The following is a 19,061-nucleotide window of genomic DNA, read 5'->3' as shown; positions in this document are numbered from 1 at the left end:
AAATAAAGCCCGCGACCATCCGGTTGCGGGCTAATTCATTCATGCATGGCTTGAAGGTATTAGCGGGTGACCTGACCGAAGGAGGCCGGGTCGATGCCGAGTTCCTTAAGATCTTTGGCGCGCGGGCGGCGGCCGGCTTCAACGGCAGCACTAACGGCATTTGCGGCACCAAGCACGGCGAATGCGCGACCAAAGAAACCCGTACGGACTGAATTGCGGATGGCGGACATTGTCCCTTTTCCTCTTGCTCTGATTGATCACTCATAGATGGCATCGCGCATGCACCGCCACAATGCTCAGAAAATCACCTCAGCCATGCAAAAACAGGAGGCCGGCGCATGTCTCCATGGCCGGCCTCGAGAGAGGGGGGGGTGGGTCGTCTTTTTCTTCTAGCCTTCTTTGTTCTAGTCTTCGTTTGATGCCAGCTGCGACAACACCTGTCCCCTGCCGCGCAGTCGCAGGATCAGCGGGATGAGGAAGGCGGCGGCTGCAACAATGAGCAGACCCGCCGCGATCGGCGACATCACCAGCGTCGTGACGTCGCCCTGACTGATCGCCAGCGCCCGGCGCAGCTGCTGTTCAGCAAGCGGCCCGAGGATCAGGCCGACGACGGTAGGCGCGATCGGATAGCCAAAGAGCCGCATCACATAGCCGAGCAGGCCAAAAGTGAGCAGCATGCCGAGCTCGAACACGGATGGATTGGCACCGATTGTCCCAAGCGTCGCAAACAGCAGGATGCCGGCATAGAGCCACGGCTTTGGAATGGTCAGCAGCCGCACCCAGAGCCCGATCATCGGCAGGTTCAGCACCAATAGCATCGCATTGGCGATGAGCAGGCTGGCGATCAGCCCCCAGACGAGCTGCGGATTGGTGGCAAACAGCAGCGGCCCCGGCTGCAGCCCGTATTGCTGGAAGCCGGCAAGCATGATCGCCGCCGTCGCCGTCGTCGGCAGGCCGAGCGTCAGAAGCGGCACCAGCGTGCCGGCGGCCGATGCGTTGTTCGCCGCCTCGGGACCGGCCACGCCTTCGATCGCGCCATGACCGAACTCCTCCGGGTTCTTTGCCAGCCGCTTCTCGGTCGCATAAGAAAGGAAAGTGCCGATTTCGGCGCCGCCCGCCGGCATCGCGCCGATCGGGAAGCCGATGAAGGTGCCGCGCAGCCAAGGCTTCCACGAGCGCGCCCAATCCTCAGCGGTCATCCAGAGCGAACCCTTCACCGCCTCGACCTTTTCGGCGATCCGGTTGCCCTGCGCGGCGATATAAAGCGTCTCGCCGATCGCAAACATCGCCACGGCAAGCGTCGTCACCTCGACACCGTCGAGCAGGTCGGGAATGCCGAAGGAAAGCCTGGCCTGCCCGGTCTGCTGGTCGATGCCGACCATGGCGAGAGCAAAGCCGATAAACAGCGACGTCAGGCCCCGCAATGCCGAATCGCCGAAGGCCGAGGAGACGGTGACGAAGGCAAGCACCATCAGCGCGAAATATTCACGCGGCCCGAAGACCAGCGCCAGCTTGACGATATAGGGAGCGATGAAGGCAAGCCCGAGCGTCGCGATCAGGCCAGCGACGAAGGAGCCGATCGCCGCTGTCGCCAACGCCGGTCCGCCGCGCCCGGCGCGCGCCATCTTGTTGCCCTCGAGCGCGGTGACGATCGAGGCGCTTTCACCCGGCGTGTTGAGCAGGATCGAGGTCGTCGAACCGCCATACATGCCGCCGTAATAGATGCCGGCGAACATGATCAGCGAGCCGCCGGGATCGAGCTTGTAGGTGACCGGCAACAACAGCGCCACGGTGAGTGCCGGGCCGATGCCGGGAAGCACGCCGACGGCGGTGCCGAGCGTCACGCCGACCAGCGCATAAACCAGGTTCATCGGCTGCATCGCAACCAGGATACCCTGCCATAGGAATTCGAATGTGCTCATCTTGGTGTCCCAAGCGGCGTTCCCGACCATCCGATTTCGGGGTCAGGCGCCGCGCAAAATCAAAAGAGCTGACAGCGCATTCGCGCGGTCAGAAGAACAGATGTTCGAGCGGGCCGGCCGGCAGCGTCAGTTGCAGCAGCTGCGAGAAGATCGCCCAGACGACGAAACTGAGGACGATGCCAAACGGCAGCGAGATCCAGAGCTTGCGTTTGCCGAAGCCGCGTGCCGTCAGCGCGAAGAGGATGCCGGTCGCGATCGAGAAGCCGGCGACGCGCAAAAGCAGCATCTGGCCGGCAAGACCAGCGACGATCCAGATGACGGGTGCGACTTCCTGCCGGTCACGTTCCGGAAAATCGCCGCGCCAGGCTTCGAAGGCGGTCCAGATCCCGAGACAGAAGAGGCCGAATGCCACCATCTGGGGCGCTGTCGCCGGACCGATGCGGTCGTACTGCGCAATCGTTTTCAGATGCAAGGCATCCCAGGCCATCACGCCGGCGACGGCGAAGAGGAAAACGGCAATGATGAACGCCGCCCAATCAGGGCGGCGTTCGGTTGCCGAGGAGGTGTTATCCTCGCTCATTGAACAAGTCCGATATCTTTGAGAATGCCTTCAGTGGCGGCGACATCCTTTTCGAGCTGCGCCTTGAAGGCATCGCCGGACAGATAGGTGTCGGCCCAGCCCTTGGTCTTCAGCGTTTCCTGCCAGGTGGCGGAGCTGTGCAGCTTCTCGAAATCGGCGGTCACGCTTGCCACCTGCTCTGCCGACAGGCCGGGGGCAGCGGCGACCATGCGCCAGTTCTGGATGGTGACGTCGGTGCCGGCTTCCTTCAGTGTCGGGGCATCGACACCATCGATCCGCTTTTCGCTGGATACGGCGAGAAGACGGAGCGTGCCTGACTTCACCTGCGATTCGAACTCGCTGTAGCTCGAGACGCCGGCCGTGACCTGGCCGCCGAGAATGGCGGCGAGCGCTTCACCGCCGCCGGAGAAGGCGACATAGTTGATCTTGGTCGGATCGACGCCGGAGGCCTTGGCGATCAGGCCGACGGTGATGTGGTCGGTGCCGCCGGCAGAGCCGCCGCCCCAGGAAACGGAGCCCGGATCCTTCTTCAGCGCCGCGACCAGATCGGCCATGGTCTTGATCTCGGACGCGGCAGGAACGACCACGGCCTCATATTCGCCGGTCAGACGGGCGATCGGCGTGACATCCTTGAGCGTCACCGGCGACTTGTTGGTGAGGATCGCGCCGACCATGACATAGCCGCCGACGATCAGCGAATTCGGGTTGCCGGCAGCCTGGCTGCTGAACTGCGCAAGGCCGATGGTGCCGCCGGCGCCCGGAACGTTCTGGACCTGCACGTTGCCGGAGATCTTCTCCTGCTGCAGCGCGGTCTGCAGCGAACGGGCCGTCTGGTCCCAGCCGCCGCCGGGAGCGGCGGGCGCGATGATGGTGTAATCGGCCGCATAGGCCGGCAGCGCGATGGTCGCTGCAAGAAGGGTTGCGATGAACGTATGCTTCACGATGTGTCCTCCGTCGGCGGCTGAGCAACCGCCTGCTGTTCTCTGGGAATCGGGAGGAATGGCCGGCCAGCGGACGCAAGCGTCCTGAATGACGAGCGGAATACCTCCCAAGGCTTCAGCTCTCCGCCTCCACGGAGAAGAAGTAGCCAAAGCGACCACAACAACCTGTCATTTAGCTGACATCGGCAAGATATCCAGAAGGACAGGACACTTTTTTGCCGTAATTGGCAGACGCGGAACTAAATCCGGTTCCCCGCTGCCGATGGCAAGTGCATTATCCGCCGCCGAAGTACGGCTGCAGGACCTGGTCTGGCGAGACCCTCGGACCGGCTCCTGGTCGCTGCAGTGCTCTCAAATAGCCGTGGTTTAATCGCTTGCACGCGTGACCCTAAGTCAATTACATCTTGCTCAATCCAGGGTTTTGTTTCCCGCTATCTCGATTTCTGCAAACCTTTATTTCGCTGATATCCACAGGAACCGATATGCCGTACTGCCTGCACACAAATCCCGACCGGATTTACGACGACAGGCAATCGCTGCGTCGCGGCGCAACGCTGACGCTGGAAGGCGGACGATACGCAACGCCGCTTGTCCTCTCCTCGGTTAGCGGCTCGCAGCAGCACCCGGTCGTGATCCGCGGCAACGGTGCGGTGATCGATGGCGGCGAACCCTACGAAGACTATCGCGAGAGCGCCAACCGCCTCTCCGCCGTGCAGGAAGCCAACGGCCGCTTCCCCGGCATTTACTACCTTGCCGACAACGCAGCGCTCGTGTTGCGGAATTGCCAGTGGGTCGTCATCGAGGATCTCACGTTCGAAGGCTGCTGGCCGACCGCCATCTATCTCGACAACTGCCAGCACATCACACTCCGCCGCCTGCATATTCGCGGCAGCACGATCGCCATCGGTGCGGCCGGAGCCTATACGCGCCATCTGCTGATTGAAAATTGCGATTGGATACAGGATCTGCAGTCTCACGGCGAGGCGGACCTTGCAGCGATCCGAGAGACCGGCGCGGTCAATGCCGGACTCAACCCCGGCGATTGCAGGCTGTGGCGAGAAATCTCATGGGCACAGGTGCACGGCAATATCGAAGACACCGAAAGCCGCGTGGACGTCGAAAAGGATGAGCGCGGTTTCGACGGCGACTTTTTCCGGGCATGGACCATCGCCGGCTATGTCGTCCTGCGCAATAACGTCATTCTCGATGCTTTCAACGGCATCCATTTCTTCAACGATGCCTCCGATTCCACGGTGGAGGATTTCTGCCGCAACATCGTTATCGAAAACAACTGGTTCGTCCGCATTCGTGACAATGCCATCGAGGCAGAAGACTATGCCTGGAACTGGACCGTGAACGGCAACAGGTTTGTCGACTGCTACATGCCATTTTCACTGGAGATGCATCGATCCGGCTACTTCTATATCTACGGCAATTTCGGCTGGAACCGCCATCGCCCCGGCCCCGATGACGACGACCGCAATTTCGGTCAGCTTTTCAAGTTTCCCAAACAGCACGAAGCCGTCGGCCCGCATTATGCCTTCAACAATTCGTGGATGCTGAGAGGTCCGATCAGCAAGCGCAACCGCTTCAGTCGGTTCCACCATCTGAACAACGCGATCGGCTATTACGGCACAGCAGGCCTATCGACGCCGAAGGATTCCGCGCCTTTTGGTGCGAGCTGGCAGAACGTGCCGAAGCCGGGCCAGGGCGAAAATTCACTCGAAGGCAGATATTTCACCAAGCTTTGGCAAGAACTCGACATACGCTTCGATGGTGATCTGATCGATCACGAATATTTCCCCGACCTGCTGCGTCATGCGGGATATCCTATCGGCGTGGACGCAAATCCCGGCCCGGTCCCTTTCCGTTCGACCGCCTTCGGCAAGCCGGAAGAATTAAAGCTGACCGCGCAGGTTGCGGCAGTGCCTTTCCAGATGCAGCTTCCCGACGGACGCGAACAGTCCGTCGCCGGTGCGGACTATACCGTCGGCGCCTGGCAGGGCGAACGTCTCTTTACGATCGAAAAGCCGATGTTCTACGAATACTGGCTCTATCCGGAGCCCTGCGGGAAAGGTGAACCGGCTGAAAGCTGACGCCTTCACTGCGTCCGCAGAACCTCATTCCAGTGCGCGATCAGCCGCGCCCGCTTCACCTGGTCGAGATAGACCATCAGCCCGGGACTGACCGGCACCGGCCGCAGTTGGGCGCCGAGCAGTTCCTGCAGCGTATTGGCGGTATTTTCCCCCGCCACCTCGGGGCTGACGGCCGGGATCTGCAGCTCGCGCGCCATGATCGTCTGCCCTTCCCTCGACATGAAGAAGGTGAGGTAACGCCGACCGAGCTCCGGCTCGCCGGCGGCCTGCGGCACCAACCCGATCCGCGACATCACCACCGTATAATCCTTCGGCAGCACGATGCCGACATCGGGATAGCGCGAGGCCCAGTCGGCCGCATAGGAGCCGAGAATATTGTAGCCGAGCACGAAGCGCCCGTCGGCAACACGTTCGAGGATCGCCGAACTCGTCGAATAGAGCTTGACGCCGGCAGCCCCCATCGCCCCGATCACCGACCAGATGTCGCCGAACTGCTCCTGGTCGCGCGCCATGAACAGAAAGCCGACGCCGGAACGCTCAATGTCGTAGGTGCCGATCCGCCCATAGACCTCGTTGCCCTTGCGCTTCAGATAGTCGACGAATTCAGCCCGCGAACTCGGCACCGGCTCATGCGCAAAGCTCGGCTTGTGATAGACGAACACCGCCGGCTCGAAGGTGAGCGCATAGGCGGTGTTGCGCCAGTTCGCCCATTTCGGCCATGCTGCACTCATCGGCAGATTGCTGACCTGTGCATATCCGTCGTTGGAAAGCTTCACCTGCAGGTCCATAGCCGAGGAGAAGGCGAAATCCGCCGTCTTCTTGCCGGCATCCGTCTCCCGGACGATCCGGTCGTAGATGTCGCCGGTCAGCATGTCCTCATATCTGACTGCGACATCGGGATTGGCGTCCTGGAAGCCCCGGATCATCGGCTGCGCCAGGGGCTCGTCGAGCGAGGAATAGACCGTCAGCACCGGCGCATCGGTATTGCCCGACTTTGCCGGATAGAAGGCCTGATCGGCTAGCGCGAAGCCCGGCCAGAACGCCAGCAGCGAGATAAAAACTCTCCTCATCCAGCAACAATGCCTGAGCGCGCCGGGAGGAGCAAGGGTGCCGGATCTAGGCGATGACCCACTCCATCAGCGCATTTTGCGCATGCAACAGAAAGGCCTTGGCGGCGCGGCTTTGGCAGTGCGGATGCTCCATCGCCTCGGCCGTCACCTCCTCACCACGCCGAACCGGTGGGCATGGCAGGAAGATCGCATCCTCCCGCAGCCGATCGAGCAGATCGGTCCCGATCCGGTAGCCGGCGAGCGCGTCTCCGGCGACGTCATCCGGCCACGAATCGGTGATGACGATGTCGGCATCCAGTAACTCGCCCATATCGGTGCTCACGCGAAAATGCCTGTTGAGCAGCGCGGCGTCACCTATATGCAAGCGTTCGGGAAAGACCTGCACCACCTCGATCGGCAATGCGATCGACGCTTCGGCCCAGGAGCGCAGGATATTTGCGTCCGCCGCCACGCCAACGACCTTCAACCTGTCGATCGAGCCGCGCCGGCCGTTGATATAGGCAAGGTCGCCGAGCGTCTCGCAAGGGTGGTTGGAGCGTGTACGCGCATTGATGACAGGCACCGGCGAGGCTGCCGCCACCGCCTTCAACGTCGCGAGCTCCTTTGTACGGATCACCAGCATGTCGAACCAGTTGCCGAGATACCCCGCGAGGTCGCCGGCCTTCTCCCTGACATCGAAACCGATCGGCGCATGCACGCAGATACCGCCCATTGCTTGGATGCCGAGATCGAAGGCCGTGGTATTGCGCCAGCCGCCGTCGTCGACAATCAGCGCGACGCGTTTGCCCGCAAGGCTCTGCGGCATCGCACGCTCATCCCAAGCTTTGGCGAGCGCACCGGCGCGACCGATAATCGACCGAAGCCCGGCCTCCGGGATATCGTGAAACGCCAGAAAACTCCGGGCCGAATCGGTCATCCCAATCCCTCGTTGCGCTTGAAACCGTCACCACAATAACCGGAGCCGGCCTCACGACAATCGTCGAAAGAAAATCCCGCTGAACCTGCCATCGGCAGCAAGTACAAATCGCCATTCCATCGCAGCGTTTTCGAAGGCGACGTCATAGACGTCCCACCCCTCCGACGACACGCCCTTGAAGGAAATCGACCGCAGCGTACCCGCCCGCTCTAGGTCCGCGCGGATCATCGGCATCTGCTCCCGCCCGGCATCGGCAAGTGCCGGAACCATCCTGTCGTAGTCGACCTCGCCGCTCTGATGCTGAGCGATCAGACTGCGCAGCAGCGCTTCACTATTATCGACCGGCTGCTTGTTTTTCGTCCGGTTTTCTAGGTCGGCGACCAGCCTCGCTGCCGCCGCCGCATCGATCCGCGACGCCTCTTGTTCCCACCCGTTCTGGCGCAGCACAAGGCCGTCCACCCGCCCGTCCGGCCCGCGGCGGAAGCCGATCTGCGCCGTAACTACGCGATAGAAGAACTCGTCTTCCTTCTCCGGATAGATATCGATGGCCTCCTGCCCGAGCACCTGCGCTGTCAGCCCGCCCTCGCGCCGGGCGATCGTGATACTGCCACCCCATTCGAAGAGGTAGGCACCGAGATAATCATCATTGAGCTCAGGCGCGATCGTGCCTTCGGTGCGCGGCCGCGCTTGCTCGTAGCGCCGCCAGGCGGCGGCGTCGGCGGATTGGTCGGTCATGCTGGTCTCCTTGGCTATGCTGACGAGTTCGTTGAGCGAAATGGGTTCGCCAGCGGCGATCCGCTGCCGCAAGGCATTGATCCGCGAGAGACTGTCTTCGACGCGGCTGCGCAGCGAAAGCAACTGCGTTTGTTGCATGGAAAGCGTCCGGTCGAGATCGGTCGCCTGGCCGGCCAGCAATTCGGTGATCCTCGCCAGACTGAGCCCCAGTCGCTTCAAAGCCAGGATCTCGTTCAGCCGCGCTATGTCTTCGATACCATAGAGCCGCCAGTTCTTGCCGGTTCTCCGTGGGTTGATCAGCCCGCGTTTCTCGTAGAGGCGAAGCGCTTTTACCGTCAGCCCGATTCGCTCGGCACATTCGGCCGCCGTCAGCCAGAGATTCTCGTTCATTCGCTCGTTCATGATTCCCTCGCGAATCGTCTTCTAGGCTATGCCCTTGGGTCCGGCTCAAGCGTTAAATCGATCGGCGATCGGTTTTATGATGCCGACCCGGGAAGTGTCGGCCAAAGCAGAACACTCCATTTTCTCCGATGTAAATTGTCTTTTCATCACAAAGGATTAGGGATTGGCTCCATCCTTCACCCATAGAGTATTGATGAAGATCGACGACGTTATATGGTCGCGCTGCCGCGTTAAAAACGTCGAGACCGCCCGAATTTATTATTCGGGGACGACTCTACGCGACAAAAACTCTATAAAAAGCTAGACTAAACTGGGAAGATCCATGGAGGGGTCATGGAACGACGACTGAGCGCTATTCTTGCTGCAGACGTCGTCGGCTACAGCCGACTGATGGGCATCGATGAATCCGGCACGTTGCAGGCACTGAACCGCCATCGCTGCGAGCTGGTCGACATTCGGATTTCAGACTACAAGGGCCGGATCGTCAAACTCACCGGCGACGGCATCCTTGCCGAATTCCAGAGCGTGGTGAATGCGGTCGCCTGCGCCGCCGAAATTCAGCGCAGCATGGCGGCCCGCAACGAGAACGTGCCCAAGGACGAACGCGTCGAATTCCGCATCGGCATCAATCTCGGCGACGTCGTGGTCGAGAATGGCGACATATTCGGAGATGGCGTCAATCTCGCCGCCAGGCTCGAGCGTATCGCAGCGCCGGGCGGCATCGCCGTGTCCGCCTCGGTGCGCGATCAGGTCGGCTCGCGCCTCAATCTCGGCTTCGAATTCATCGGCGAACATACGCTGAAGAACATCCGGCAGCCCGTGCAGGTCTATACCGTCACCCTGACTCCGCCCTCTTCGGCGAAATTGGTCGCGCAGAACCGCAATACCTGCTTCATCGCGGTGCTGCCCTTCACCAATATGAGCGGCGACGCCGACCAGGACTATTTCTCCGACGGCATCACCGAAGACATCATCACCGATCTCTCCAAGATCTCCAGCCTGCACGTCGTGCCGCGCAACACCATCTTCACCTATAAGGGCATATCGGTGAAGGTGAAGCGGCTCGCTCAGGAACTTGGTGTGCGCTACGTGCTCGAGGGAAGTGTGCGCATCGTCGGCAATCGCGTGCGCATTTCCGGCCAGCTGATCGACACCGCCAATGGCGACCATCTCTGGGCCGAGCGTTACGACCGCGACATGACCGACATCTTCGCCATTCAGGACGAGATCACCCATGCGATCGTCGGCCAGTTGAAGGTGCGTCTGCTACCGGAAGAGAAGGAGGCGATCGCCAACGAGCCGACCGCCAATGTTGAGGCCTATACCTATTATCTCAGGGGCCGCCAGCTCTCCCACACCTGGACCAAATCCTATCTGCAACTCGCAAGGCGCATGTTCTGCAAGGCGGTCGAACTCGATCCGGATTATGCCCGCGCCTATGCCGGCATCGCCGATTGCGACGCGGCGATCCGCGATTGGGCACCTGACGACGTGCCGCTGAGGCGCATCCTCGACATGAGCGCCCGCGCCCTGGAGCTCGATCCTGACCTTCCCGAAGCCCACGCCTCCCACGGTCTCGCCCTGCATCAGAGCGGCTACGACGATCGGGCGGCGGCGGCCTTCGAACGTGCCCTGGCGCTCGACCCGAACCTCTTCGAGGCGAATTTCCACTATGCCCGGTTCTTCTTCATGCACGGCAACTTCGCCGAATCCGTGCAGTATTTCACCCGCGCCGCCGCAATCCGCTCTGATGACTACGTCTCGCCAATTCATCTGATGTCCGCCTATCGCTCGCTCGGCCGGGTACTGGATACGGAAAACTGGGCGCGCCTCGGCCTGCTGCGCGCCGAACGCGCCCTCAACCTCAATCCGGAAAATTCCGGCCCCGCCCATCGCGGCGCGCTGGCGCTTGCCCATATGGGCGATGCGGCAAGGGCACGCGACTGGGCGGCCCGTGCGATCGCCATCGATCCCGACGACATCGTCGCGCAATATAATCTCGCCTGCGTCTATTCCGTTCTTGGCGACGTCGACCAGGCGATCGATCTGCTGGAGAAGCTGCTGCCGAACAGCTCCGTCTACCATATAAAATGGTTCGACAATGATTCCGATCTCGACAACATCCGCGACGATCCCCGCTTCCGGAAGCTGCTGACCGCCGCAATGATGCAGCGCGAACGGATCGAAAGGACCGGGAGCTGAGGTCGAACCTTTCTCGGCCGTTCACTGGCGCATCGGCCCGAAAATCGGAATCGATCGGAAAGCACGATGCGTAGATTCAAAGTGTTACAGCGTCCTTTGCGCGTCTGAAGGACGCGCGGCGCTGTAAGCTTGAAAATCGCTGTGACATCCCTGCTTCATCTCTGTAATCTCCCTTGAAAAACAGGGGAAACATCCGTGCGCATCCTGCTCACCGAAGACAATATCGCACTGGCCGACGGCCTGTCGGCGATCTTGCGCGGCACGGGCCATGCCGTCGATGTCGTCCATGATGGGGCGTCTGCCAATGCGGTCATCGCAGCGGAAAATTTCGATCTGGTGATCCTCGACCTCAACCTGCCAGAGATGGACGGGCTCGACGTGCTGCGCGCCATGCGCGCCCGGCAGAACCAGGCGGCCGTCCTCATTCTGACCGCACGCGGCACGCCGGAAGAGCGGGTGAAGGGGCTCGATCTCGGCGCCGACGATTATCTGATCAAGCCCTTCGATATCGCCGAATTCGAGGCCCGCGTGCGCGTGCTGCTGCGCCGCCAGGCCGGGCTGCGCTCGGCGACCGTCGGCTTCGGCGGCATCTCCTTCGATCTCAATTCCCGCACCTTTTCGGCCGGCGCCACGCCGCTCGATATTCCCGCCCGCGAGCTCGGCCTGCTCGAAATCCTCTTCATGCGGGCCGGCAAGGTCGTCGCAAAGGAGGCGATCATTCAATCGCTGACGGCCTTCGACGACGACATTTCCGCAAACGCCATCGAGCAATATGTCAGCCGCCTGCGAAAGCGCCTGTCGCCGCACGGCCTGACCGTCAAGACCGCCCGCGGCATCGGCTATTATCTCGACAAGCTGCCCGAGGCCTCATGAAAGCCGCCTATTCCCTCAGGCGCCGGCTGCTCTTCTGGTTGCTCGTCTCCACCGCCGTCATCGGCACGCTGGCACTCGCCGATACCTATCGGGAGGCGGTCCAGACCTCCAATATCGTTTCCGACCGCGTGCTCGCCGGTTCCGCTCTGGCGATCGCCGAGCGCGTCGTCGTCGCCGAGGACGGCACGCTGCAGGTCGATATACCCTATGTCGCACTTGAGATGCTGACCTCGGCCGCGCAGGATCGCGTCTTCTACCGCGTCGACGGCCCGCCGGGTCAATTCATCACCGGCTACCAGTCCCTGCCGGTCCTGAAGAAGACGCCGGGCGATGCCGCCGCCTTCGCCGACGATAGCTTCCGCGGCGAGCCGATCCGCATCGCCACACTCGAGCGCTCGGCCTCGACGGGCATCCGCTCCGTGCCCTTCGTGGTGACGGTCGCCGAAACCACCATCGCCCGCCGGCAGTTGGCGCAGGCGATCCTCGTCCGATCCGCACTCCGTCTCGCCTTCATGATCGCCGGTGCCGCCGTTATCGTCTGGATCTCGGTCACGGTGGCTCTGCGCCCGCTCTACAAGCTCGGCGACGCCATCGGCGAACGCAGCCCCGATGACCTGCATCCGATTAAGCAGACCGTGCCGAGCGAGGTCGAACCGCTGGTCGATACGGTAAATTCCTTCATGGTCCGCCTGCAATCGGCGCTGGATGCGCTCCGCCATTTCACCGGCAATGCCAGCCATCAGTTGCGCACGCCGCTGGCGATCATCCGCACCCAGCTCGCCCTTTCCGCCCGCGCCGGATCGCTTGACGAGGCGCAGGCGGCAGCACTGAAGGGCGACCAGGCGGTGGCGCATGCCGAACGCATTCTTGCCCAGCTTCTCCTGATGGCCAAGATCGACGCCGCCACTGCCAAGGAGGCGCTGACCGCTTCAGCCATCGATCTCGCCGCCATCGCCCAGGAAATCACCGGCGAGCAGATCCCGACGGCTGCCGTCGCCGGCATCGATCTCGGCTTCGAGGGCGAGAGCCCGGCAATGGTCCGCGCCGAGCCGCTGCTGATCGGTGAAATGCTGCGCAACCTTGCCGGCAATGCCATCGCCTATGCCGGCAAGGGAGCTGAGGTCACCGTCCGTATCATCGCCGTGTCAGAGACGGTCCGCCTCGAAGTCGAGGACAACGGCCCCGGCATTCCGCCCGAAAAGCTGGAGGCGGTGCGCCGGCGCTTTTCGCGCGGCAATGATTCCGGTGCGCCTGGCGCGGGCCTTGGCCTGCCGATTGTTGAAGAGATCGCCAATCTTTTCAATGCCGCACTGACGCTGGAGCCGGGTACGGACGGCAAGGGCCTGAAGGCGGCGGTCACCTTTGCCAAGGCGGCGTAAAAGCCTGCTGCAATTCAAAATGCGACAGCGCCCTTTGCGCATTTGAAAAGACGCGCGGCGCTGTAGACCTTTCCGCCTTGCTTTCTTTCGCTGCATTGCACACACTGATTTTCGGGAACAGCAAGCCGCACGACGATGCGAGCCGGATAAAAAGAGAATATGTCGATCAAAGCCAGCATCTATCATCTGACGCATTACACCTATGACAAGCCGGTTCGCCTCGGCCCACAGATCATCAGACTGAAACCTGCCTCGCATTCGAAGACGCGGGTGCTCAGCCACTCGCTGAAGGTCACGCCCTCCAACCATTTCGTCAACCTGCAGCAGGATCCATACGGCAACTACCTTGCCCGCTACGTCTTTCCGGATCCAGTGACGGAGTTCAAGATCGAGGTCGATCTCGTCGCCGACATGACGGTCTACAATCCCTTCGACTTCTTCGTCGAGGAAGAGGCAACCAGGTGGCCCTTCGGATATCCTGAAACGATTCAGGAGGATCTGTCGATCTACATGACGCCGGAGCCGGCCGGTCCGCGCCTCAAGGCGCTGCTGCCGACGCTCGACTGGTCGCCGGACCAGCCGACGGTGGACATGGTCGTCGGCCTGAATGCCCGCCTGCAGCGGCAGATCGGCTATGTCATCCGCATGGAAACCGGCGTGCAGACGCCGGAGGAAACGCTGGAAAGCGCGAAGGGCTCCTGCCGCGACACCAGCTGGCTGCTCGTCCAGATCCTTCGCCATCTCGGCCTCGCCGCCCGCTTCGTCTCCGGCTACCTCATTCAGCTGACGCCGGACCTGAAGGCGCTCGACGGCCCCTCCGGCACCGAAGTCGATTTCACAGACCTGCATGCCTGGGCGGAGGTCTATCTGCCCGGCGCCGGCTGGGTCGGCCTCGATCCGACTTCCGGCCTGCTGACCGGCGAAAGCCACATCCCGCTTGCCGCCACACCGCATTATCGCAACGCCGCTCCGATTTCCGGCGGTTATTTCGGCGAGGCCGAAACCGAATTCGCCTTCGACATGAAGGTCTCGCGCGTCGCCGAGCACCCGCGCATCACCAAGCCCTTTTCCGATGAAAGCTGGGAGGAGCTCAACGAACTTGGCGAGAAGGTCGATCGTGTCCTCGAAGCCGAGGACGTGCATCTGACGATGGGCGGCGAACCGACCTTCGTTTCGATCGACGATTTCCAGTCCGAGGAGTGGAACACCGCCGCGGTCGGCCCGACCAAGCGCGAAAAGGCCGACATCCTGATCCGCAAGCTGCAAGAACGCTTCGCCCCCGGCGGTTTCCTGCATTACGGCCAGGGCAAATGGTACCCGGGCGAAAGCCTGCCGCGCTGGACCTTCTCGCTCTATTGGCGCCGCGACGGCAAGCCGGTCTGGCAGAACCTCGATCTGGTCGCCGCCGAAGGCAAGGATACCGGCGTCACCGCCGAGGATGCCGAGAAGCTCCTGACGGCGATTGCAAAGGAACTGGCGATCAAGCCAGACATGGTGCAGCCGGCCTATGAAGATCCGGCCGACTGGATCATCAAGGAAGGCAACCTTCCCGAAAATGTCGATCCGGCGAATTCGAAGCTGAAGGATCCTGAGGAACGCAACCGCATCGCCCGCGTCTTCGCCCGCGGCCTGACCGTCGCGACAGGTTACGTCCTTCCGGTCCAGGCATGGAATGCCAAGGCAGCGGAAAGCCGAGTCTGGGTCAGCGAAAAATGGCGCACCCGCCGCGGCAAGATCTTCCTCGTCCCGGGCGACAGTCCGATCGGTTATCGCCTGCCGCTCGGCACGTTGCCCTATGTTCCCCCGGCGCGTTACCCCTATATCCACCCCGCCGATCCAACGATCCCGCGCGAACCGCTGCCTGATGTCTTCGTACCGGCCAGCCGGGCCATGCCGGAAGCCTCCTTTCATGCCGACGAGAGCAATCGCGGCCGGATCGAACAGACGCTCGGCGAACTCCGCGGCGCCGTGCGTACCGCCATGTCGGTCGAGCCGCGCGACGGCAGGCTCTGCGTCTTCATGCCGCCGGTCGAACGCATCGAGGATTATCTGGAGCTGATCGCCGCTGCCGAAAACGCCGCCGCCGAGCTCAAGCTTCCCGTCCATATCGAAGGTTATCCGCCGCCGCAGGACGAGCGCATCAACGTCATCCGCGTCGCCCCGGATCCCGGCGTCATCGAGGTCAACATTCATCCGGCCTCGAACTGGAAGGACTGCGTCGACATCACCACGGCGATCTACGAGGAGGCCCGCGCCACCCGGCTCGGCGCCGACAAGTTCATGATCGACGGTCGCCATACCGGCACCGGCGGCGGCAACCATGTCGTCGTGGGCGCGGCCAATCCGAACAACAGCCCCTTCCTGCGCCGTCCCGATCTCTTAAAGAGCGTCGTCCTCCACTGGCAGCGCCATCCCTCGCTCTCCTATCTCTTCTCCGGCATGTTCATCGGTCCGACCAGCCAAGCGCCGCGCATCGACGAGGCTCGCCACGACAGCCTCTACGAGCTGGAGATCGCCATGGCGCAGATCGCCGCCCCTGGCCGCGGCCAGCAGCCGCTGCCCTGGCTCGTCGATCGACTGTTCCGCAACCTTTTGACCGATGTCACCGGCAACACCCACCGCGCCGAGATCTGCATCGACAAGCTGTTCTCGCCCGACGGCCCGACCGGACGGCTCGGCCTCATCGAGTTCCGTGGCTTCGAGATGCCGCCGAACGCGCGCATGTCGCTTGCCCAGCAACTGCTGGTGCGCGCGCTGATCGCCCGCTTCTGGGTCAATCCCGTCGACGGCAAATTCGTCCGCTGGGGCACGACCCTGCACGACCGTTTCATGCTGCCGCATTTCGTCTGGGCCGACTTCCTCGACGTGCTTGCCGACCTTCGCCAAAACGGCTTCGACGTCAGCCCGGAATGGTTCAAGGCCCAGCTCGAATTCCGCTTCCCCTTCTGCGGCGAAGTCGAATACGAGGGCTCGAAGCTGGAACTGCGCCAGGCGCTGGAGCCATGGCATGTCATGGGCGAGGAAGGCGCGCCGGGCGGCACCGTCCGCTACGTCGACAGCTCCGTCGAACGTCTTCAGGTGCGGCTCGAAACCAGCAATACCGCGCGTTACACCGTCACCTGCAATGGCCGCACCCTGCCGCTGACACCGACCGGCACCGCTGGCGTGTCGGTCGCCGGCGTCCGTTACAAGGCGTGGCAACCGTCCTCCGGTCTGCATCCCGTCCTGCCGATCAACACGCCTTTGACTTTTGACATTTATGATACATGGTCGAAGCGTTCGATCGGCGGCTGCATCTATCATGTTGCCCATCCGGGCGGCCGGACCTATGACACCTTCCCGGTCAACGGCAACGAGGCGGAAGCAAGGCGGCTCGCCCGCTTCGAGCCGTGGGGACATACGGCGGGCGGTTATATCCCGCGCGCCGAGACGGGTTCGCTTGAATTCCCGCTGACGCTGGATCTGCGGCGGCCCGCCGGAATTTAAGGCCGAAGGTTAGGGCCGGGGGTTAGGGTTTCAGTTTTGATGGGTAAGAGGCCGGCAGCGGAGCGCAGGGGAGAGGCAGAGGACCGCATCGGCAAGGGTGCGGCCTTCGACTATGCGCCGCTTCCTGGCACTGCTGACGAGATGGTCGACAACAAAGGCGCGGTCCGCCCGGTCTGGCAGCGTTTTCTCTCGCATCTGAGCGCAATGCCGGAAAAGGATCTCGCCGAGCGTTTTGCCCGCGCCGACCGCTACCTGCGCGATGCCGGCGTCTTCTACCGCGCCTATGGCAGCAAGGGCACCGGCGAACGCGCCTGGCCGATTTCGCATATCCCGGTGCTGATCGACGAGCGCGAATGGAAGACGCTGTCGGCGGGCCTCGTCCAGCGCGCCGACCTGCTGGAGGCGATCGTTGCCGATATCTACGGCGACAACCGGCTGGTGGAGGAAGGGGTCCTGCCGCCGGCGCTGATGGCCGCCAATCCCGAATTCCAGCGCCCGCTCGCTGGCATCCGGCCGGGCTCCGGGCATTATCTGCATTTCTGCGCCTTCGAGATCGGCCGCGGACCCGACGGCAACTGGTGGGTGCTGGCCGACAGGACGCAAGCACCGTCAGGCGCCGGTTTCGCGCTGGAAAGCCGCGTCGCGACGACCCGGGCCTTCTCGGATATCTACGCCGAAACCCCGGTCCACCGCCTCGCCTCTTTCTTCGGGGCTTTCCGCGACGCACTTCAGGGCATGAAACATTCGGGCGACGACCGCATCGCCGTGCTGACGCCCGGCCCCGCCAACGAGACCTACTACGAGCACGCCTATATCGCCCGCTATCTCGGTCTCATGCTGCTCGAGGGCGAGGACCTGACCGTCGTCAAGGGCCGCGTTATGGTGCGCACCGTCGCCGGCCTGAAGCCGATCGGGGTGCTCTGGCGCCGTCTCGATTCGGCCTTTGCCGACCCGCTGGAGTTGAACCAGAATTCGCATATCGGCACGCCCGGCCTGGTGGAAGCGCTCCGCGCCGAAAGCGTCACCATCGTCAATGCGCTCGGCACCGGCGTTCTCGAAACCCGGGCGCTTCTGGCCTTCATGCCGACCATCTGCCACCGTCTGCTGGGGGAGGATCTGCAACTGCCCTCCATCGCCACCTGGTGGTGCGGCCAGAAGGAAGAGCGCGAGCACGTCGCAAAGAACATCGAGAAGATGGTGATCGGCCCGGCCTATTCCCGGGCACCCTTCTTCGACGACAACGGCGAGTCCGTACTCGGCTCGTCGCTACGTGCAGCCGCCAAGGATTCCATCACCGACTGGCTGAGTTCGGACGGCCCGAAACTGGTCGGCCAGGAGGTCGTCACGCTGTCGACGACGCCCGCCTGGGTGGAAGGCAAGCTCGTGCCGCGGCCGATGTCACTGCGCGTTTTCGCTGCCCGCACGGCAAACGGCTGGCAGATCATGCCCGGCGGTTTTGCCCGCATCGGCTCCGGCGCCGATGTCGCGGCGATCGCCATGCAGGCGGGCGGAGCGGCCGCCGACGTCTGGATCGTCAGTGACAAGCCGGTCGAGCGCCACACGCTGCTGCCGGCCGAGGGCAGCTTTACCCGCAACATGCCGGGCAGCCTGCCGAGCCGGGCAGCCGACAATCTGTTCTGGCTCGGCCGTTACATCGAACGCGCCGAAGGCGCACTGCGCATCCTCCGCGCCTGGCATGCGCGTTACGCCGAAGCTGCCGATCCGAGCCAGCCGCTGCTCGCCGACGTCTCCGATTATCTCAAGGCCGTCGATATCGATACCGCCGACGCCGTACCGGAAACCCTGCTGCGCAATATCGACAGCGCCGTTTATTCGGCAAGCAACATCCGCGACCGTTTCTCGCCCGACGGCTGGCTGGCCCTCAACGATCTCGCCAAGACTGCCCGCCGCTTCCACGTCACCGTCGCTGCCGGCGACGACGCCAGCCATGCAATGACGATCCTTCTGCGCAAGCTTGCGGGCTTCGCCGGCCTCGTACACGAGAACATGTACCGCTTCATGGGCTGGCGCTTCCTCTCGCTCGGCCGCTATATCGAGCGCGGCCTGCACATGACCCGCCTGCTCGGCCACATGTCCGGCCCCGAAGCGCCCGACGGCGCGCTCGACATGCTGCTCGAGATCGGCGACAGCGTCATGACCCACCGCCGCCGCTACAACGTCAACACGGCGCGACTGACCGTCACCGACCTCTTGGCGCTCGACCCCCTCAACCCGCGTTCGGTCCTCTTCCAGGTCAACGAGATCCACCACGAGGTCGAGCAACTGCCGAACGCCCTGATCAACGGCCAGATGTCGCCCTTCTACCGCGAGGCGATGCGGCTCCATTCCGGCTTGGCGGTGATGACGCCGGAGGGCATGGGGGTCGAGGTCTATCAACGGCTCGAACGCGAATTGGAGCAGCTTTCCGATCTGCTCGCCCAGACCCATCTCGGGTGACG

General features: G+C 62.8%; 13 protein-coding genes. 6 read left to right on the top strand and 7 right to left on the bottom strand.

What is annotated here, in order from left to right; all coding sequences use genetic code 11:
• Positions 1-59 precede the first annotated feature (59 nt).
• From OIU37_RS29990 to OIU37_RS29975, 4 genes are all read right to left on the bottom strand, one after another.
• Positions 60-230, bottom strand: a complete 171-nt coding sequence (locus OIU37_RS29990; RefSeq protein ID WP_171605515.1) for a hypothetical protein — start codon at positions 228-230, stop codon at positions 60-62.
• A 174-nt stretch (positions 231-404) separates the two neighbouring features.
• Positions 405-1,922 (bottom strand): tripartite tricarboxylate transporter permease, encoded by a 1,518-nt coding sequence (locus OIU37_RS29985; RefSeq protein ID WP_264259561.1) that lies wholly within the window; start codon positions 1,920-1,922, stop codon positions 405-407.
• Positions 1,923-2,010: 88 nt separating this feature from the next.
• Positions 2,011-2,502 (bottom strand): tripartite tricarboxylate transporter TctB family protein, encoded by a 492-nt coding sequence (locus OIU37_RS29980; RefSeq protein WP_168308577.1) that lies wholly within the window; start codon positions 2,500-2,502, stop codon positions 2,011-2,013.
• Positions 2,499-3,443: a tripartite tricarboxylate transporter substrate binding protein gene (locus tag OIU37_RS29975; RefSeq protein WP_168308578.1), complete on the bottom strand. Its 945-nt coding sequence runs from the start codon at positions 3,441-3,443 to the stop codon at positions 2,499-2,501. Before OIU37_RS29975 ends, OIU37_RS29980 begins: the two co-directional genes overlap by 4 nt.
• A 482-nt stretch (positions 3,444-3,925) precedes the next feature.
• On the opposite strand from OIU37_RS29975, the gene OIU37_RS29970 reads away from it, so the two are divergent.
• Complete coding sequence (locus OIU37_RS29970; protein ID WP_264259558.1) at positions 3,926-5,539, top strand: right-handed parallel beta-helix repeat-containing protein; 1,614 nt, start codon at positions 3,926-3,928, stop codon at positions 5,537-5,539.
• A 5-nt stretch (positions 5,540-5,544) separates the two neighbouring features.
• Here OIU37_RS29970 and OIU37_RS29965 read toward each other — a convergent pair whose 3' ends face one another.
• The 3 genes from OIU37_RS29965 to OIU37_RS29955 are packed head-to-tail and all read right to left on the bottom strand — an operon-like array spanning position 5,545 to position 8,662.
• Positions 5,545-6,609 (bottom strand): ABC transporter substrate-binding protein, encoded by a 1,065-nt coding sequence (locus tag OIU37_RS29965; RefSeq protein ID WP_171605512.1) that lies wholly within the window; start codon positions 6,607-6,609, stop codon positions 5,545-5,547.
• A 46-nt stretch (positions 6,610-6,655) separates the two neighbouring features.
• Positions 6,656-7,525, bottom strand: a complete 870-nt coding sequence (locus OIU37_RS29960; protein WP_264259556.1) for an ornithine carbamoyltransferase — start codon at positions 7,523-7,525, stop codon at positions 6,656-6,658.
• 51 nt (positions 7,526-7,576) lie between these two features.
• Positions 7,577-8,662, bottom strand: a complete 1,086-nt coding sequence (locus tag OIU37_RS29955) for a MerR family transcriptional regulator (RefSeq protein WP_264259555.1) — start codon at positions 8,660-8,662, stop codon at positions 7,577-7,579.
• 333 nt (positions 8,663-8,995) lie between these two features.
• Here OIU37_RS29955 and OIU37_RS29950 point away from each other — a divergent pair, with 333 nt between their 5' ends.
• The 5 genes from OIU37_RS29950 (at position 8,996) to OIU37_RS29930 (ending at position 19,059) form a co-directional block, all read left to right on the top strand.
• Entirely contained in the window at positions 8,996-10,864 is a 1,869-nt protein-coding gene (locus OIU37_RS29950) for an adenylate/guanylate cyclase domain-containing protein (protein WP_180696273.1), read from the top strand.
• A gap of 195 nt (positions 10,865-11,059) precedes the next feature.
• Positions 11,060-11,737, top strand: a complete 678-nt coding sequence (locus tag OIU37_RS29945) for a response regulator transcription factor (protein WP_171605510.1) — start codon at positions 11,060-11,062, stop codon at positions 11,735-11,737.
• Positions 11,734-13,116 (top strand): sensor histidine kinase, encoded by a 1,383-nt coding sequence (locus OIU37_RS29940; RefSeq protein ID WP_168308583.1) that lies wholly within the window; start codon positions 11,734-11,736, stop codon positions 13,114-13,116. The genes OIU37_RS29945 and OIU37_RS29940 overlap by 4 nt, the downstream gene beginning before the upstream one ends.
• Before the next feature lie 159 nt (positions 13,117-13,275).
• On the top strand, positions 13,276-16,602 hold the full coding sequence (locus OIU37_RS29935; RefSeq protein ID WP_264259552.1) for a DUF2126 domain-containing protein: 3,327 nt from the start codon (positions 13,276-13,278) through the stop codon (positions 16,600-16,602).
• A gap of 39 nt (positions 16,603-16,641) precedes the next feature.
• Positions 16,642-19,059 carry a circularly permuted type 2 ATP-grasp protein gene (locus OIU37_RS29930; RefSeq protein WP_180696272.1) on the top strand — a complete coding sequence of 806 codons (2,418 nt, stop codon included), beginning with the start codon at positions 16,642-16,644 and terminating at the stop codon, positions 19,057-19,059.
• Positions 19,060-19,061: the final 2 nt, after the last annotated feature.

Origin of the sequence: Rhizobium sp. BT-226, from assembly GCF_025847085.2 — a bacterium.
Classification (GTDB): domain Bacteria; phylum Pseudomonadota; class Alphaproteobacteria; order Rhizobiales; family Rhizobiaceae; genus Rhizobium; species Rhizobium sophorae.
The sequence above is the reverse complement of the archived record's forward strand: the minus strand, read 5'-3'. Positions and strand labels throughout refer to the sequence as shown.

What these genes read in the sequence shown, in the direction of transcription:
- OIU37_RS29970 (WP_264259558.1), top strand. Translation starts at nt 3,926, where the DNA reads ATGCCGTACTGCCTGCACACAAATCCCGACCGGATTTACGACGACAGG.
- OIU37_RS29960 (WP_264259556.1), bottom strand. Translation starts at nt 7,525, where the DNA reads ATGACCGATTCGGCCCGGAGTTTTCTGGCGTTTCACGATATCCCGGAG.
- OIU37_RS29990 (WP_171605515.1), bottom strand. Translation starts at nt 230, where the DNA reads ATGTCCGCCATCCGCAATTCAGTCCGTACGGGTTTCTTTGGTCGCGCA.
- OIU37_RS29955 (WP_264259555.1), bottom strand. Translation starts at nt 8,662, where the DNA reads ATGAACGAGCGAATGAACGAGAATCTCTGGCTGACGGCGGCCGAATGT.
- OIU37_RS29950 (WP_180696273.1), top strand. Translation starts at nt 8,996, where the DNA reads ATGGAACGACGACTGAGCGCTATTCTTGCTGCAGACGTCGTCGGCTAC.
- OIU37_RS29965 (WP_171605512.1), bottom strand. Translation starts at nt 6,609, where the DNA reads ATGAGGAGAGTTTTTATCTCGCTGCTGGCGTTCTGGCCGGGCTTCGCG.
- OIU37_RS29940 (WP_168308583.1), top strand. Translation starts at nt 11,734, where the DNA reads ATGAAAGCCGCCTATTCCCTCAGGCGCCGGCTGCTCTTCTGGTTGCTC.
- OIU37_RS29985 (WP_264259561.1), bottom strand. Translation starts at nt 1,922, where the DNA reads ATGAGCACATTCGAATTCCTATGGCAGGGTATCCTGGTTGCGATGCAG.
- OIU37_RS29980 (WP_168308577.1), bottom strand. Translation starts at nt 2,502, where the DNA reads ATGAGCGAGGATAACACCTCCTCGGCAACCGAACGCCGCCCTGATTGG.
- OIU37_RS29930 (WP_180696272.1), top strand. Translation starts at nt 16,642, where the DNA reads ATGGGTAAGAGGCCGGCAGCGGAGCGCAGGGGAGAGGCAGAGGACCGC.
- OIU37_RS29935 (WP_264259552.1), top strand. Translation starts at nt 13,276, where the DNA reads ATGTCGATCAAAGCCAGCATCTATCATCTGACGCATTACACCTATGAC.